This window comes from Mycobacterium sp. E136, from assembly GCF_001666865.1.
Taxonomy (GTDB): domain Bacteria; phylum Actinomycetota; class Actinomycetes; order Mycobacteriales; family Mycobacteriaceae; genus Mycobacterium.
This window is the reverse complement of sequence record NZ_LZJE01000013.1, coordinates 1-14,706: the sequence shown is the minus strand read 5'-3', so window position 1 is coordinate 14,706 and position 14,706 is coordinate 1. Positions and strand designations below refer to the sequence as shown.

17 protein-coding genes are annotated in these 14,706 nt (G+C 65.9%); 3 read left to right on the top strand and 14 right to left on the bottom strand.

Annotated elements, in window-relative coordinates:
- Nucleotides 1-5: 5 nt before the first annotated feature.
- Complete coding sequence (locus tag A5698_RS01000) at nt 6-455, bottom strand: hypothetical protein (protein ID WP_068292176.1); 450 nt, start codon at nt 453-455, stop codon at nt 6-8.
- 429 nt (nt 456-884) lie between these two features.
- Here A5698_RS01000 and A5698_RS00995 point away from each other — a divergent pair, with 429 nt between their 5' ends.
- Nucleotides 885-1,601, top strand: coding sequence for a GAF domain-containing protein (locus A5698_RS00995; RefSeq protein ID WP_068292171.1), 717 nt, complete (start codon nt 885-887; stop codon nt 1,599-1,601).
- Between the two features lie 23 nt (nt 1,602-1,624).
- Here A5698_RS00995 and nrdF read toward each other — a convergent pair whose 3' ends face one another.
- The 3 genes from nrdF to A5698_RS00980 form a co-directional block, all read right to left on the bottom strand.
- On the bottom strand, nt 1,625-2,587 hold the full coding sequence (nrdF, locus tag A5698_RS00990; protein ID WP_064415334.1) for a class 1b ribonucleoside-diphosphate reductase subunit beta: 963 nt from the start codon (nt 2,585-2,587) through the stop codon (nt 1,625-1,627).
- Between the two features lie 215 nt (nt 2,588-2,802).
- Nucleotides 2,803-4,329: a flavin-containing monooxygenase gene (locus A5698_RS00985; protein ID WP_068292168.1), complete on the bottom strand. Its 1,527-nt coding sequence runs from the start codon at nt 4,327-4,329 to the stop codon at nt 2,803-2,805.
- A gap of 118 nt (nt 4,330-4,447) precedes the next feature.
- Nucleotides 4,448-5,188 (bottom strand): TetR/AcrR family transcriptional regulator, encoded by a 741-nt coding sequence (locus A5698_RS00980; protein WP_068292165.1) that lies wholly within the window; start codon nt 5,186-5,188, stop codon nt 4,448-4,450.
- Between the two features lie 150 nt (nt 5,189-5,338).
- On the opposite strand from A5698_RS00980, the gene A5698_RS00975 reads away from it, so the two are divergent.
- Nucleotides 5,339-6,520: a geranylgeranyl reductase family protein gene (locus A5698_RS00975; RefSeq protein WP_068292162.1), complete on the top strand. Its 1,182-nt coding sequence runs from the start codon at nt 5,339-5,341 to the stop codon at nt 6,518-6,520.
- Nucleotides 6,521-6,538: 18 nt separating this feature from the next.
- Here the strand turns inward: A5698_RS00975 and A5698_RS00970 are convergent, their stop codons facing one another.
- The 6 genes from A5698_RS00970 to A5698_RS00945 are packed head-to-tail and all read right to left on the bottom strand — an operon-like array spanning nt 6,539 to nt 10,348.
- Nucleotides 6,539-6,877, bottom strand: a complete 339-nt coding sequence (locus tag A5698_RS00970) for a cupin domain-containing protein (RefSeq protein ID WP_068292159.1) — start codon at nt 6,875-6,877, stop codon at nt 6,539-6,541.
- A gap of 25 nt (nt 6,878-6,902) precedes the next feature.
- On the bottom strand, nt 6,903-7,577 hold the full coding sequence (locus A5698_RS00965; RefSeq protein WP_068292157.1) for a helix-turn-helix transcriptional regulator: 675 nt from the start codon (nt 7,575-7,577) through the stop codon (nt 6,903-6,905).
- Between the two features lie 12 nt (nt 7,578-7,589).
- Nucleotides 7,590-8,393: a class I SAM-dependent methyltransferase gene (locus tag A5698_RS00960; protein ID WP_068292150.1), complete on the bottom strand. Its 804-nt coding sequence runs from the start codon at nt 8,391-8,393 to the stop codon at nt 7,590-7,592.
- Complete coding sequence (locus A5698_RS00955) at nt 8,390-9,166, bottom strand: ABC transporter (RefSeq protein WP_068292208.1); 777 nt, start codon at nt 9,164-9,166, stop codon at nt 8,390-8,392. The genes A5698_RS00960 and A5698_RS00955 overlap by 4 nt, the downstream gene beginning before the upstream one ends.
- A complete protein-coding gene (locus tag A5698_RS00950) occupies nt 9,163-9,855 on the bottom strand; it encodes an ABC transporter ATP-binding protein (RefSeq protein ID WP_068292147.1) in 693 nt (230 codons plus the stop codon). Before A5698_RS00950 ends, A5698_RS00955 begins: the two co-directional genes overlap by 4 nt.
- Before the next feature lie 7 nt (nt 9,856-9,862).
- Nucleotides 9,863-10,348, bottom strand: coding sequence for an MTB12 C-terminal domain-containing protein (locus tag A5698_RS00945; RefSeq protein ID WP_084792170.1), 486 nt, complete (start codon nt 10,346-10,348; stop codon nt 9,863-9,865).
- A 270-nt stretch (nt 10,349-10,618) separates the two neighbouring features.
- Here A5698_RS00945 and A5698_RS00940 point away from each other — a divergent pair, with 270 nt between their 5' ends.
- Nucleotides 10,619-10,921, top strand: coding sequence for a hypothetical protein (locus A5698_RS00940; protein ID WP_156670565.1), 303 nt, complete (start codon nt 10,619-10,621; stop codon nt 10,919-10,921).
- A 46-nt stretch (nt 10,922-10,967) separates the two neighbouring features.
- On the opposite strand, the gene nrdE is transcribed toward A5698_RS00940, so the two are convergent.
- The 4 genes from nrdE to A5698_RS00920 all read right to left on the bottom strand — a co-directional run.
- Nucleotides 10,968-13,085 carry a class 1b ribonucleoside-diphosphate reductase subunit alpha gene (gene nrdE, locus A5698_RS00935; protein WP_197506588.1) on the bottom strand — a complete coding sequence of 706 codons (2,118 nt, stop codon included), beginning with the start codon at nt 13,083-13,085 and terminating at the stop codon, nt 10,968-10,970.
- A 17-nt stretch (nt 13,086-13,102) separates the two neighbouring features.
- A complete protein-coding gene (gene nrdI, locus A5698_RS00930) occupies nt 13,103-13,546 on the bottom strand; it encodes a class Ib ribonucleoside-diphosphate reductase assembly flavoprotein NrdI (protein ID WP_068292140.1) in 444 nt (147 codons plus the stop codon).
- A 31-nt stretch (nt 13,547-13,577) separates the two neighbouring features.
- Nucleotides 13,578-13,832, bottom strand: a complete 255-nt coding sequence (locus A5698_RS00925; protein ID WP_067091552.1) for a redoxin NrdH — start codon at nt 13,830-13,832, stop codon at nt 13,578-13,580.
- Between the two features lie 461 nt (nt 13,833-14,293).
- A partial coding sequence (locus A5698_RS00920) for an NAD(P)H-dependent oxidoreductase (protein ID WP_068292137.1) occupies nt 14,294-14,706 on the bottom strand: 413 nt, incomplete at its 5' end.

The window sequence follows — 14,706 nt, the reverse complement described above, 5'->3', positions numbered from 1 at the left end:
GCCCGCTAGAACCCGCGTACGGAGGCGGCATTGATGAAGAAGCCGTGGCGGCTGGCGTCGTTGGTGATGCGCGTGCGGTAGCCCTGCTCCGGCTGAACGGTCCAGCCGTTTGTCCGGTAGGTGCCCGAGTCCACGGCGACGGGAGGGGTGGTCGGTTCGGCGATCAGCCCTCGATCCCAGTAGAACTCGCCGGTGCCGCGCACGACCGCGAGGTTCGGCCGCTGATTCCATTTGGAGCTCTCGAACGGCACCCCGCCCCACGGCTGGCCGTTCGTCAGCGCGCATATCGCCATCGGTCCGCCGCCGAACGTCGTTTCGTCCGCACTGAGCAGGCAGCGCACCGTCCCGGACTGCAGGAGCACCTGCTGCTCCCCCGCGTCGGCCGCCGCGGACGGCGCGAGGAGCATCGCGCCGAGAACAGAGGCCCCCAAAGCCGTCACTGCCTGCCGAATCATGACCGTCTCCAACGTCGCGCCGCGCCCATCCCCTCGACCGGGAATGCTCTCACGGCGCTGATCATGACAGGCCGGTTTCCTGTGAAGTCGGCCGATGGTGCAAGAACCGGATGCCTAAAGCCTCTCGTTCGGTCACCGCGACCCCACCTGGGGGTCCTAACTCGATCGACGAGCGCTCAGCACGCTTCGTACGCCGCGGAGGATGCCGCGTGCGGCGTAGAAACCGGCCAACGCCGAGACCGCGATCATGACGACGAACATCACCAGCCAGTTGGCGCGGCCATGGTCGACGCACCGCCCAGTGCGGGCGACATAGGCAATTGCCTGCCCGGGCCTGTCGATACCGTTCGTGTTCTGCGCTGAGGTGTCAGTGCACGGCGCTGATTCGACGCGCTATGTTCGCCCCCGGAACGCGCTAGCGTGACAGGTATGGCACCGACGTTGCCAGGCTTCGACGAGTGGATGAACTCCGCTCTGATCGATGAGGCCGGTGCAGTCGGGGAATCAATCGAGACCTACATCGCACGCGCCGTCGCCGCCCGGATGATCATCGAGCGCGCCCGCCGTGGAGACGCCGATGTGTGTGAACTCATGCGGCGCGTCAAACTGCTCAACCTGGACACGCCCGATCCGGTCGCAGCCCTTCGCGAGGGTGCCGTCATCTCCGACCCGGACCGGCTCCGCGCGCTCTACGACAGTGGTCTGCTCAACGCGGAACGGGCACGCAGTCTCGATCGGGTCGTCGGCATGGTGGTGGCGGCGGTCGGGGTGCCGTCTGCCGCCGTAACGCTGATCGATCACGACACCCAATACATGTGCAGCGCAATCGGACTCGACCCCGAGATGGCGGTCACCCGCCAAGGGCCACTCGAGGGTTCGCTGGGCCGCGAGGTACTCGTGACCGGCAAGCCCCTGATCGTCGCGGATGCTCGTAAGGAACCGCTGTTGCGTGACCATTGGGCCGTGGCGAAGGGAGTCATCGTGGCGTGCGCGGGCTTTCCGCTGACGGACGGTCAGGGGCACACCATCGGCACGCTCATCGCCTGGGACACCCGGCCGCGGATGTGGATGCCCGGCCATGTCCAGGTGATGGAGGATTTCGTGATGGTGCTTCGCGCACGCCTGTTCGACGTCGACCCGCGGTGATACTTTCGGGCCTCGAACCGGAACTAGAAGTCCCAATCCTCGTCTTCGGTGACGACGGCCTTGCCGATCACATAGCTCGACCCCGAGCCGGAGAAGAAGTCGTGGTTCTCGTCGGCGTTGGGCGACAGCGCCGACAGGATCGCCGGGTTGACGTCTGTCTCGTCGCGCGGGAAAAGCGCCTCGTAGCCGAGGTTCATCAGCGCCTTGTTGGCGTTGTACCGCAGGAACTTCTTGACGTCCTCGGTCAACCCGACGCCGTCGTACAGGTCCTGGGTGTACTCCACCTCGTTGTCGTACAGCTCGAAGAGCAACTCATAGGTGTAGTCCTTGAGCTCGGCCTGCTTGGCCGCGTCCTCGAGCGCCAACCCGCGCTGGAACTTGTAGCCGATGTAGTAGCCGTGCACGGCCTCGTCGCGGATGATCAGCCGGATCATGTCGGCGGTGTTGGTCAGCTTGGCCCGGCTGCTCCAGTACATCGGCAGATAGAAGCCGGAGTAGAACAGGAAGCTCTCCAGCAGCGTCGAGGCCACCTTGCGCTTGAGCGGCTCGTCGCCCTTGTAGTACTGCATGACGATTTCGGCCTTGCGCTGCAGGTTGGGGTTCTCCTCCGACCAGCGGAAGGCGTCGTCGATCTCGGCGGTCGAGCACAGCGTCGAGAAGATGTTGCTGTAGCTGCGCGCGTGCACCGACTCCATGAACGCGATGTTGGTGTAGACCGCTTCCTCATGCGGCGTCAGGGCGTCCGGGATCAGGCTGACCGCGCCGACGGTGCCCTGGATCGTGTCGAGCAGCGTGAGGCCGGTGAACACCCGCATCGTCAGCTGCTTCTCGTGGTCGTTGAGCGTGTTCCACGACGGGATGTCGTTCGAGACCGGCACCTTCTCCGGCAACCAGAAGTTGCCCGTCAGCCGGTCCCACACCTCGGCGTCCTTCTCGTCCTGGAGACGGTTCCAGTTGATCGCCGAGACACGGTCAATCAGCTTCATGCCATCACTCACGAGAACCCCATTTCACCTGGTCTTTGGTCCGCCCGAAGCGCTTTTCCGCCCGCCACCGACACTACCCCTGGGGGACGACAACCACCCGCAACACAACATCGTGTGTCTGGCGTGTCGCTTACCAACGAGTTACCGGTGCGGCCAGTGTGCATTCTGATCGCCTTTTCCGGCCGACGGGCACGGAATCGCGATCTGGACGCACACTAGGCCGCGACGTCCGCGCGCCGCCCGCCGAAGAACCGGTACTCCGACTTGTCGAACCTGCGGGTCGCCAACCAGTACTGCCACGTCATGCCGCTCCACAGCGTCCGGTTCACGCCGTGCTCGTCGAGATACCAACTCTGGCACCCCCCGGTGCTCCACACCGTTCCGGCGAGTTCGCCCTGCAACTCCTCGTTGTAGCGGTCCTGGGCCTCGCGGGTGGGAGCCAGCGCCTCGGCGCCGGCCCGGTCGACCGCCGCAATGGCCTGCGCGGCGTAGCGGATCTGCGACTCGATCATGAACACCACCGAGTTGTGCCCCAGCGCCGTGTTCGGGCCGAGCAGGAAGAACAGGTTCGGCATGTCCGCGACCGTGATGCCGCGAAGCGCCGCGATGCCCTCTCGGTTCCACCGGTCCACCAGGTCCTCGCCCCGCGGGCCCTTGATGTGGACATACGTGTACGAATCCGTGACGTGGAAGCCGGTGGCGAACACCACCACGTCGACCTCGCGTTCGGTGCCGTCGGCGGTGACGATGCCGGTCGGCATGAACCGCGCGATCGCATCGGTGACAACCTCGGTCCTCGGATCGGCGATGCCGCGATAGTAGGTGTCGGAGTTGAGGATTCGCTTACACCCGGCGCGGTAGTTCGGCGTCAGCTTGCGACGCAGTTCGCGATCCTTGATCGACTTGCGGATGTTCCACTTGCCCAGCAGCTCACCGATTTTCAGCAGCCGAGGTTCACGAGTCATCGCGAATCCGACACCTTCGTGGATCCAGTAGATGCCCGCCCGCATCAACTGCCGGGTGCCCGGCACGTTGGTGAACAGATCGCGCATCCAGCGCGGAATCGGGTTGTTGGGCCGCGGCATCACCCATGCCGGTGTGCGCTGGTACAGATGCAGGGCGCCGACGTCCTTGACGATCTCGGGAACGATCTGGATCGCACTGGCTCCTGTGCCGATGACCGCGACGCGTTTACCCGTCAGGTCTACGCTGTGGTCCCACTCCGCGGAATGGAAAGCGGCACCGGTGAATTCGTCCAGGCCCGGGAACTCCGGGATGAACGGGATGTGCAGGCCGCCCGCTCCGGAGATCACGAACTGCGCGACGAACTCACGGCCGTCCTTGGTGAACACGTGCCAGCGGTGCTCGTTGTCATCCCAATGGGCGCGGTCGACGTGCGCACCGAACCGGATATAGCGGCGCAGGCCGTATTTGTCAGTGACGCCCTTGAGGTAGTCGAAGATCTCGGGCTGGAACGACCACATGTGTCGCCAGTCGGGCTTGGGCTCGAACGAGAACGAGTACATGTGCGACGGGATGTCGCAGGCGCAACCCGGATAAGTATTGTCCCGCCACGTGCCGCCGATCTCGTCGGCCTTCTCCAGCATCAGGAACTCAACGTTCTGGCGTTGCAGCGCGATGGCCATGCCGAGGCCGGAGAACCCGGTGCCGATGATCAGCGCCCTGGTGTGCACCGTTTGCTGATCAATGGTGTGATCGGCCGTCTGCTCGGCAACCGTCATCGGTCTCCCCTAATCCTCGGCCGGCGCGTGGCCCCTCCATCGTGGAGCACATCCTGGGAACGCCGGTACCGGGTACTTGCAAGTCTCCGGACCACGCCCGGAGGTGTCAACGCCCCCTTCAAGCGACGGGCTGCTGTTTACGAACCGCGGTGTGAATCGGCTGGTCAGGGTCGATCTGGATGCCCAACAGCTCGGCGGTGCCGTTGATCGCGCCCACCATGATCGTGGTCATGTGCGCGATGAACTGGTCGGCGGGCATGCGGCGCGCGCCGTCCTCGTCGTCGCCCAACCACCAGTCCGTCGCCGACGCCGCGGTGCCGAAGATGGCGTACGCCGCCAGCTCGAAGGCGGCCGGATTCGGCGCCAGGTCCTTGAGCTCCTCGCTGAACATGTCGGCCACCGCCAGCGTGATCTCGCTGCCCCGGTTGACGGTCGTCATCGCGGCGGCCGACTTGTCGGCGAATCGGCCCTGCAACAGGAACCGCACCACGTTCGGGTGATGCTCGACGAGGTCGACGTAGTGCGCGACGCCGCGGCCGACGATCCGGCGTGCCGAGTCGTGTTCCACGTCGATCGACGGAATAATCGCGGCCCACAACATGTCCCGCATCCGCTGACCGATCTCACCGAACATGTCGGACTTGTCGGTGAAGTGGCGGTAGATCTTGGGCTTGGCGGTACCGGCCTCTTCGGCGATCTCACGAACGCTGACATTGGGACCCAGCCGGTCGATGGCGCGGAAGGCGGCGTCGACGATCTCGGCACGCACCTTCTTGCGGTGCTCACGCCAGCGCTCGCTGCGGGCGTCGACCTTGACACCCGGCTCGCCACTCGGCCGTGGCCTGGACCCTCGTCGCACCCGGTCACTCTACCGCTCCGGCCCTGTTGACCAGCTCAGACCAGGCCGCATGCGTTTTCCGGCGGCCCGCGCAGGCCACTCCGTCCGACGAGAGCGGCGGTCGCGGCACGGGTAATATCGCTGCGACAGCCGATCGACGAGACGAGTTTCATGACGCAGCATTACGACCTGGTCATCGCAGGTGGCGGGCCCTCCGGCTCGGCCGCCGCGTGGCAGGCCGCTCAGACCGGCGCCAAGGTGGTGGTCCTCGACAAGGCCGAATTCCCGCGCGACAAACCATGCGGCGACGGCCTGACCGCCCGCGCGGTGAGCTATCTGCAGAAGATGGGGCTCTCCGACGAGGTCGCCACGTTCCACCGCGTCAACCGGGTCACGGTGTTCAGCCCCAGCCAGTGGGAGCTGTCGTTCCCGCGTCGCCCCGGCATGCCCGACCACGGCCACACCGTCAGCCGAACGCACCTGGACACGGTTCTGCTCAAGCACGCCGAATCCGCGGGCGCCGAGGTTCGCCAGGGCGCGGAGGTGTCCGGGCCGATCATCGAGAACGGCCGGGTGATGGGCGTGACACTCAAGAGCGGTGAGAAGGTGCACGGCGACGCGGTCATCGCCGCCGACGGCGCCTACTCCCCCATCAAGCGCGCGCTGAAGATCGATTCGGAGTACAACGGCTACTCGGCGATCGCGATCCGCTCGGAGATGCCGGCCAACCGCCCCGACTCCGACAGCCTCGACATCTACCTGAAGCTGGTCTTCGAGGGTGATCAGCTGCCGGGGTACGGCTGGGTCTTCCCGATGGGCAACGGCGTCTTCAACATCGGGTTGGGCTACGTCAACAGCTACAAGAACTGGCAGTCGATCAACGCGACGCAGTTCCTCGGCGAGTTCCTGCGGACGCTGCCTCGGGAGTGGGACCTACCGCCGATCGAGGAACTCAAGAAGAACAAGAGCGTCCGTGCCTGGCGCCTGCCGATGGGCTTCACCGCGTGGCCGCCGTGGCGCCCGGGCGTCCTCTTCGCTGGCGACTCGCTGGGTGCCGGTAAGCCCGCGTCGGGCGCCGGCATCTCCAAGGCGCTCGAATCCGGCTTGGCCGCAGGCGAATGCGCGGTCGCGGCACTGCTGAACGGCGGGCCCGACGACTTCACGAACTACGCGCAGCGCATGGAGGCGGCGTGGGGCCGGGAGTACCGACGCGGCCGCTACATGCACAAGCTGATCGGACAGCCGAAACTGGCCAACGCCGGGGTGAAGCTCATCGACAACGCGGCGTTCCGTGACCGGATGCTCAAGGCGCTCTACAAGAAGGCCCAGGGCCCGCAGCACACCGTCAAGTAACGCCGCGGGTTCGGCGCGCTACTTGGCGACGACCGTCAGCAGCACCGCCGAGTCCTCGAGGGCGGCGAGGCTGTGACGTTCGTTGGGTATCGGCAGGTAGTCCCCTTCCCTGCCTTCCACCGAGGTGCTCACGCCGTTGAGCTGTACCCGTCCGCGCAACACCAACAGCGTTGCCTCGCCGGGGCTTTCGTGGTCATCCAGGCCGTGGCCGGCGGCCAGCGCCAACACCGTCTGGCGAAGCGTGTGCTCGCGGCCGCCGTACACGGTGTGGCCCGACCGGCCGGCCGTAGCGGCCTTGGCGGCGTCGATCTGTTCGTCGGCGAGGCGTTGCAACGCCAATGCGGTTGACGCGGTCATGAGTTTTCCCTTCTCGTCCCGACACTCAACGTTCGGGGCGCAATACCAAACTGACTTCGCACGAACCGCCGTGCGGGTCCGGCGTCACCGACGCCTGATAGCGGGCGCCGACGGCGTCGGCGTTGTGGTTGACCACCTCTTGAATGAGGCCCTGCTGGATGCCGCGCACGACCTCCGGGGCCGACGAGGCAACCTCGGCCAGCGGGCAGGTGCAGATCTGAACCGTCACCTCGCCGAACGAATTCAGCACCGAACGAACCTGAAAGCCAAGCTCGTTGAGGGTGGCGACCACCATGTCGGCGATCGTGGCCTCGGGCCGCTCGCGGGCCAACCGAACCCGATGCGCCAGGTCCGCGCCGATCCGCAGGGCCCGCTGTTCGCGTTCCTGCGCCGTCCCGCCCAGGTGTTCGGCGAACAGCGACACGATGTCGGCGTAGTCGAACCGAGGCGCCAACTCGTAAGTTAGTCGCGGCCGCCCGGCGCGACCGGCCTTGACCGCGCTGCCCCGTCCGATGACGCCCTGCTCCTCCAGCGTCGTCAGATGGAAGCGCGCTGTGGTGATGTGGATCTGCAGAGCCTCTGCGACCTGCTGAGCGTCGACGGGCTCCGTCGCGTTCTTCAGCAGGCCCAGCACTTTCTGGCGCTGTTGGCCCGCCGCCCGGTCGGGCGGCGCAGCGAGATCGTGGCGCGACACAGACATGGTTCGAGTCTGTCACGACGTGGGCACGACGCCGACGACCGCAACCGCGGTCAGCGCGCGCCGATACCGGTGAAATGTCCTGCGCATACCGATGACCCGCTTACGGGCCGCGGGCCGCACGATCAGATTGCCGACGATCCGCAGGGCGCCGGTGAAGCCCTCGTCGGCCAACACCCGCGCCGGATTCAGCAGCGCCATCTTGGCGTGATCGACGGTCACGACCTCGAAACCGGCCTCGGTCAGCAGCGCCACCCATTCGGCGGTCGTCAGCGGGCGCGCGTTGACCTTGATCGCGCGCGCCATGTCCCGGCGGATCTCGTCCTTGGTGTCCTGAGCGAGATCGTCGGGCTGCAGCCCGAGTTCGTGGATCGCATAGCGGCCGCCCGGTCGCAGAACGCGGAACGCCTCGGCGACGATCGCGCGCTTGTCGCGGTCGCCCTGCATCGTCAGCATGGCCTCGCCGATCACCACATCGGCGCTGTCCGAGGGCAATCCGGTGTCGGCGGCATTGGCCACCACGACCTGACCGTCGACCGGTGCGACGACCGCGCGCACGGTCTCGCTGGTGGCGTCGGTGTCGTCGACGCCGACGTAGGAACGGGGCCGCTGGGCGACGATGTCGGTCGCAGTACGGCCCAGGCCCGGTCCGAGTTCGACGACGTCGGCGCCGCCGATCCCGGCGGCCGCCAGCAGCCGGCTGGTCAGCTCGAGACCGCCGGGCCGCAGCACCCGCTTGCCCAGCCGGGCCAGCAGCCAGTGGCCCGGCAAGTCCGCGTCGGACCGCTGCGCGAGCGGAAGTGATTCTCTACCAGTCATCTTCGAATTGTCCTTCCAATAGCGGCGATCACGAAGATCGCCGTGAAAACCGAGCACGCGTAGAGCAGGGCGCCGTTCTGGCCCCACGGCGGGATGAGCACGGCATCCTGTCCGGTGGCATACACCGCGTTCAGCAACGGCATGAAACGCTGCAGGGTCGCTCCGCTGGGCAGGTAGCCCGCCACGGTCTCGGCCACGAACGCCCACAGCAGGATCCCACCCACCGCCGCCAGCGGCGAGCGGGTGAGGGCCCCGACTCCCACACCCGCCCCCGCCGCGAACAGCGCCAGCAGCGGCACCGTCCACAGGAGTCGCACACCGATTTCGTCGGTCAGCGACACCGGTCCGTAAACCGTCGGCGCGATGAGCGGCAACCCCGCGAGCACCACGACAAGCGTGGCGACGGCCACCAGTGCGCCCAGCGCGCCGTAGAACAGCCACCGGCCGAGCATCACCGACCACCCACGCGGTATGGCCAGCCGCACGTATTCACCGGCGTCGTAACGTGTTTCGGCGGCCTGACCGTCGGCCCCTGCCACGGCCACCAGTGCGACGGTGATCGTGATGACCCAGTAGGCGGCATTCGACGTGGTGACCTGCAGCACCGAAATCTGCCCGGGTATGCGTGCGAAGGACTCGGCGACCCATGCGATGCCGAACGTGATCGCCACCGGAACCAGCACCGCCGCGGGGATCACGACGGTCCACAGCCGACTGGGCCCGCCCGTGCGGACGATCTCGGCGCGCGCGCTGCGCAGCGTCGCGGCGGTCATGCGCACTCCAGCAGCGTCGCCTCGAGCCACTCCCGGGTGTCGGCACCGGTGGGCGCCAACTGCGCCAGTTCACCCGCTGCCTGAATCTGGCCCTGACTGAGCAGCGCGACGTGGTCGGCCGTCAGGGCCACCTCGCCGAGCAGGTGGGTGGCGACGACGACCGTGCGACCGTGTTCGGCGAGCCGACGAACCAGCGAGCGGAACCAGACAATGCCCGGAACGTCGAGCCCGTTGAGCGGTTCGTCGAACAGCAGCGCCTGCGGGTCGCCCAGCAGTGCCCCCGCGATGGCCACCCGCTGACGCATGCCCAGCGACAGCCGGTCGATGCGCTTGGAGCGGAACGCGTGCAGGTCGGTCTCGACCAGTACCGCGTCGAGCCGCGCGTCATCGATCCCGGAAAGCGCTGCGAGCCAGGACAAGTGGCGGTGCACAGTGTGGCGGGGGTTCATGGCCGCCGGACCCAGATGAAACCCGAGCACGCGCGGGTCGTGACCGGGAGGATGGCCACACACCGCGATCGTTCCGCTGTCGGGACGGGTCAACCCGGCGAGCAACCGCAGCAGCGTGGTCTTGCCCGCACCGTTGAGCCCGAGGAGTGCGGCGACAGACCCGGCGGGAAAGGTGACGGTGACGGAGTCGACGGCGCGGTGAGAACCGAACGACTTGGTCAATTCGACGATTTCGATCACGCGGCCATCATTCGAAGTTGCACGGGATCGGCAGGCCGAGAGTCTTGATGCCGTTGCACAGCGACTTGCTCGCGAGCTTCCAGCGGCCGTCGATCCGACGCCATTCGGCCTCGACGCGCACGGTCGGCGACCCCTGCCTGGTGGCGTTGATGATCGCGGTGTGGCGGTCATCGTCGTGGGTCTCGGGACCGGTCACCACGCTGGATCCGCGCGGCGGGCGGAAGAAGCCGACCCGGTAGACCATCTTCGGCACGACGACCGCGCGGCTGCCGCCCTCGAGTTGCGCGGCCTTGACCGCGTCCGGTGCGGGCGTGGCGACCAGTAACCGGATCTGCTGGTCGAGTTCCTCCAGCGACGGCACCTCGGAGGTGATCGCGAACTCGTGGTCCGCAGCCGGCAACTCGTGCTCCGGGCCGGGCTGGGCTTGCGCGGCCGGAGCGAACGAGGCGGCGGCGACCATCGTCGCCGCGAAAACGCACAGGCGCCTGAGCATCGACCGCTCTCCTATTTAGAGGAAATGTTTCCGGTTAATGTAGACGTCAATAAAAGCTGAGGCAAGCCTTACCTGCTTTCACCCGGCCATCCTCGCGCCGAGCGCGCGGTTGGTACACCTCGACCTGGGCTTTTGCGTACAGAAGCGTGCGCTCGGCGATCGGCCCCCTACACCCCTAACGCCGCCGCGGCGCCATCCCTGATCGGGACGCGTCGGGTCGCGGTGCGCGCCCCGTTCCGCAAGAAAGTCCGCGGCAGCACGCTCTACGCCATGAACCTGACACGACTTCTGGCAACCACCGCGGCGACGGTCGGCGTGGCGATCGGGCTGGCCGCGGCCGCCGGCGCCGCCCCGGTCAGCGACGACTTCTGGGAGTGTGCAGCCGACCACCAGGACACCGACGGTCTTGGCGTCTACTGCGTGTTCTACGGCGGCGACTACGACGAGAGAACCGGCGAATGCTGGATCGACCACGAGGCGAAGCCAGAGGAGGCCGAACACGGCCCCGGCGTTCCGCCGAAGCACCCGGTGCTGACGCGGGTGGACCGCCTGCCCGTCTTCGCGGTGGGCTAGTGGCGCCCGCCGAGGGTCGGCTCAGCCGACACTCGGCGTGGCGGCCCTACAGCATGCAGCTGACGCAACCCTCGACTTCGGTTCCCTCCAAAGCCATTTGGCGCAACCGAATGTAGTAGAGCGTCTTGATGCCCTTGCGCCAGGCGTAGATCTGCGCCTTGTTCACATCGCGCGTGGTGGCCGTGTCCTTGAAGAACAACGTCAGGCTCAGGCCCTGGTCCACGTGCTGGGTGGCCGCGGCGTAGGTGTCGATGACCTTCTCGTACCCGATCTCGTACGCGTCCTGGAAGTACTCCAGGTTGTCGTTGGTCATGTAGGGCGCCGGATAGTAGACGCGACCGATCTTGCCTTCCTTGCGGATCTCGACCTTGCTGGCAATCGGGTGGATCGAGCTGGTCGAGTGGTTGATGTAGCTGATCGAGCCGGTCGGCGGCACCGCCTGCAGGTTCTGGTTGTAGATGCCGTGCTGCTGCACCGACTCCTTCAGCCGCTTCCAGTCCTCCTGATCGGGGATCCGAATGTCGGCATCGGCGAAGAGCTGACGGACCTTGTCGGTCTTGGGCTCCCACACCTGCTCGGTGTACTTGTCGAAGAACTCGCCGGTGGCGTACTTGGACTTCTCGAAGCCCTTGAACGCCGTACCCCGCTCGATCGCAATGCGATTCGATGCCCGCAGCGCGTGATAGAGCACCGTGTAGAAGTAGATGTTGGTGAAGTCGACACCCTCTTCGGACCCGTAGAAGATCCGCTCACGCGCCAGATACCCGTGCAGGTTCATCTGCCCGAGGCCGATCGCGTGAGAGTCGTTGTTGCCCTGCTCGATCGACGGCACCGAGGTGATGCTCGTCTGGTCGCTCACCGCGGTCAGTGCCCGGATGGCCACCTCGACCGTCTGGGCGAAGTCCGGCGAGTCCATCGCCTTGGCGATGTTGAGCGAACCCAGGTTGCAGGAGATGTCCTTGCCGACTTTCTTGTAGGACAGGTCGTCGTTGAACTCCGACGGCGTGGAGACCTGCAGGATCTCCGAGCACAGGTTGGAGTGGGTGATCTTTCCGTCGATCGGGTTGGCCCGGTTTACCGTGTCCTCGAACATGATGTACGGGTAGCCCGACTCGAACTGCAACTCGGCCAACGTCTGGAAGAACTCGCGGGCCTTGATCTTGGTCTTGCGGATCCGGCTGTCGTCGACCATCTCGTAGTACTTCTCGGTCACCGAGATGTCGGCGAACGGCAGGCCGTAGACGCGCTCGACGTCGTACGGCGAGAACAGGTACATGTCCTCGTTCTTCTTGGCCAGCTCGAACGTGATGTCCGGAATCACCACGCCCAGGCTCAGCGTCTTGATCCGGATCTTCTCGTCGGCGTTCTCGCGCTTGGTGTCGAGGAACCGGTAGATGTCGGGATGGTGCGCGTGCAGGTACACCGCACCGGCACCTTGACGGGCACCGAGCTGGTTGGCGTACGAGAACGAGTCCTCGAGCAGTTTCATGATGGGAATGACGCCCGAGCTCTGGTTCTCGATGTTCTTGATCGGGGCGCCGTGCTCACGAATGTTGCTCAGCAGCAAGGCGACTCCACCACCGCGCTTGGACAGCTGCAGTGCGGAGTTGATGGAGCGGCCGATCGACTCCATGTTGTCCTCGATGCGCAGCAGGAAGCAGGACACCGGCTCGCCGCGCTGCTTCTTGCCCGAGTTGAGGAACGTCGGGGTGGCCGGCTGGAACCGGCCGTCGATGATCTCGTCGACCAGCTTCTCGGCCAGCGTGGTGTCACCGGCGGCGAGCGTGAGGGCCACCATCACCACACGGTCCTCGAAACGCTCCAGGTACCGCTTACCGTCGAAGGTCTTCAGCGTGTAGGAGGTGTAGTACTTGAACGCGCCGAGGAACGTCGGAAACCGGAACTTCTTGGCGTACGCGCGATCCAGCAGCGTCTTGACGAAGTTGCGCGAGTACTGGTCGAGCACCTCGCGCTCGTAGTACTCCTTCTGGATCAGGTAGTCGAGCTTCTCGTCCTGATTGTGGAAGAAAACCGTGTTCTGGTTGACGTGCTGCAGGAAGTACTCGCGCGCGGCCAGCACATCCTTGTCGAACTGAATCTTGCCGTCGGCGTCGTACAGATTCAGCATCGCGTTGAGCGCGTGATAATCCGTCTCGCCCGGCAGCGTGGCCGGCGCGGACGTTACAGGCTCTGCAGCTGTGACGGTTGGTGACACGTCTGGTCCTTCCAAAACTCTTCCAGACCCGATCGGACGGCGTCGACGTCGTCCGGGGTTCCCATCAGTTCGAAGCGATACAGGTACGGAACGCCGCACTTGCGGGACACGACATTGCCCGCGTAGGCGAACTCGGCGCCGAAGTTGTTGTTGCCCGCGGCGATGACGCCGCGGATCAACGACCGGTTGTGTTCATTGTTGAGAAACGCGATGACCTGCTTGGGCACATAGCCACCGTCGTTGATGTCCGGTGTGGCCCGCCCACCGCCGTAGGTGGGCAGCACCAGCACGTAGGGCTGGTCGACCTCGATTCGCCCGTGCAGTGGAATCCGGATCGCGGGCTGTCCCAGCTTCTGGACGAAACGATGGGTGTTCTCCGAGACGCTGGAGAAGTAGACGAGGTTGCTCACGACTACCCCCTTTCTGCCCGTCCGAGTACCCCTAAGCCGTCGCCGCGACCGCTCCGGCTCCGAGCGCCTTGATGCGGTCGGGCCGGAAGCCCGACCAGTGCTCGTTGCCGACCACGACGACCGGGGCCTGCAGGTAACCGAGTGCCATCACGTAATCGCGGGCTTCGCTGTCGAGGCTGATGTCGACGGTCTCGTAGGCGAGGCCCTGCTTGTCCAACGCCTTGTAGGTGGCGTTGCACTGCACGCAAGCGGGCTTGGTGTACACGGTGATCGAGTGCTGAGTCATCGGGGTACGGCTCCTATGCGAACGAGGGGACTGGCAACTGGTCGAACACTTCATCTCGCCGAGATTCATCGAATATCAGCAGCCCGGAGACCCTGGAAATTCCTGCCGTCCGGGGCCACCGGCGGTGTGTCTGTGACGCCCAGACAACCGGGATCGGGGGCTCCGGCCGGCCCTCGGAAGGCTTGGGAACCGTGGGGCCTGTCGGTGTTCGAAACACTACACCTAGTGTCCGACATTGCGAAGGAATACCAGATGTTCTGAATAACAATCTTGGAATTCCCAGGTCGTAAGCTTTTCGCCGCGCCTCCCGTCGGCGTGTCGCACGTCACACTTGCGGCGTGTCGCGTGAGGGGCACTAGATATAGCAGTCCGCACCGACAACGGGCCGGGACACCCGGATCGGACAGCAAAGCCGCCGGCGGGTCGTTCGACCGAGCCGACGGCCTGCGAATATGAAGTCCTCAGCCGACCTCGGCCGCCAACTTGCCGATGACATCGCGCAGGTTCGCGGCGACCTCGGCGTTCTCCCGCGGGTGCTTTCCGTCGAACGTCTTGCTCGGCACCGACAAGGTGAGGTCCTCGACGACCCGCGGCCCCGCGATGCCGAAGCTCTTGCGCGTGTCGTCATGCGCCCACTGGCCGCCGTACCGCCCGAGCGCCGCGCCGACGACGGCAAACGGCTTGTCCTTGAGCGCGCTGTTGCCGTAGGGGCGCGACAGCCAGTCGATCGCGTTCTTGAGCACACCCGGGATGCTGCCGTTGTACTCGGGCGTGACGACCAGCGCGGCATCCGCATCGGCCGCGGCCTGGCGCAACGCCACCACCGGTTCGGCGACGTCCTCGTTGTCGATGTCCTCGTTGTAGAACGGCAGCT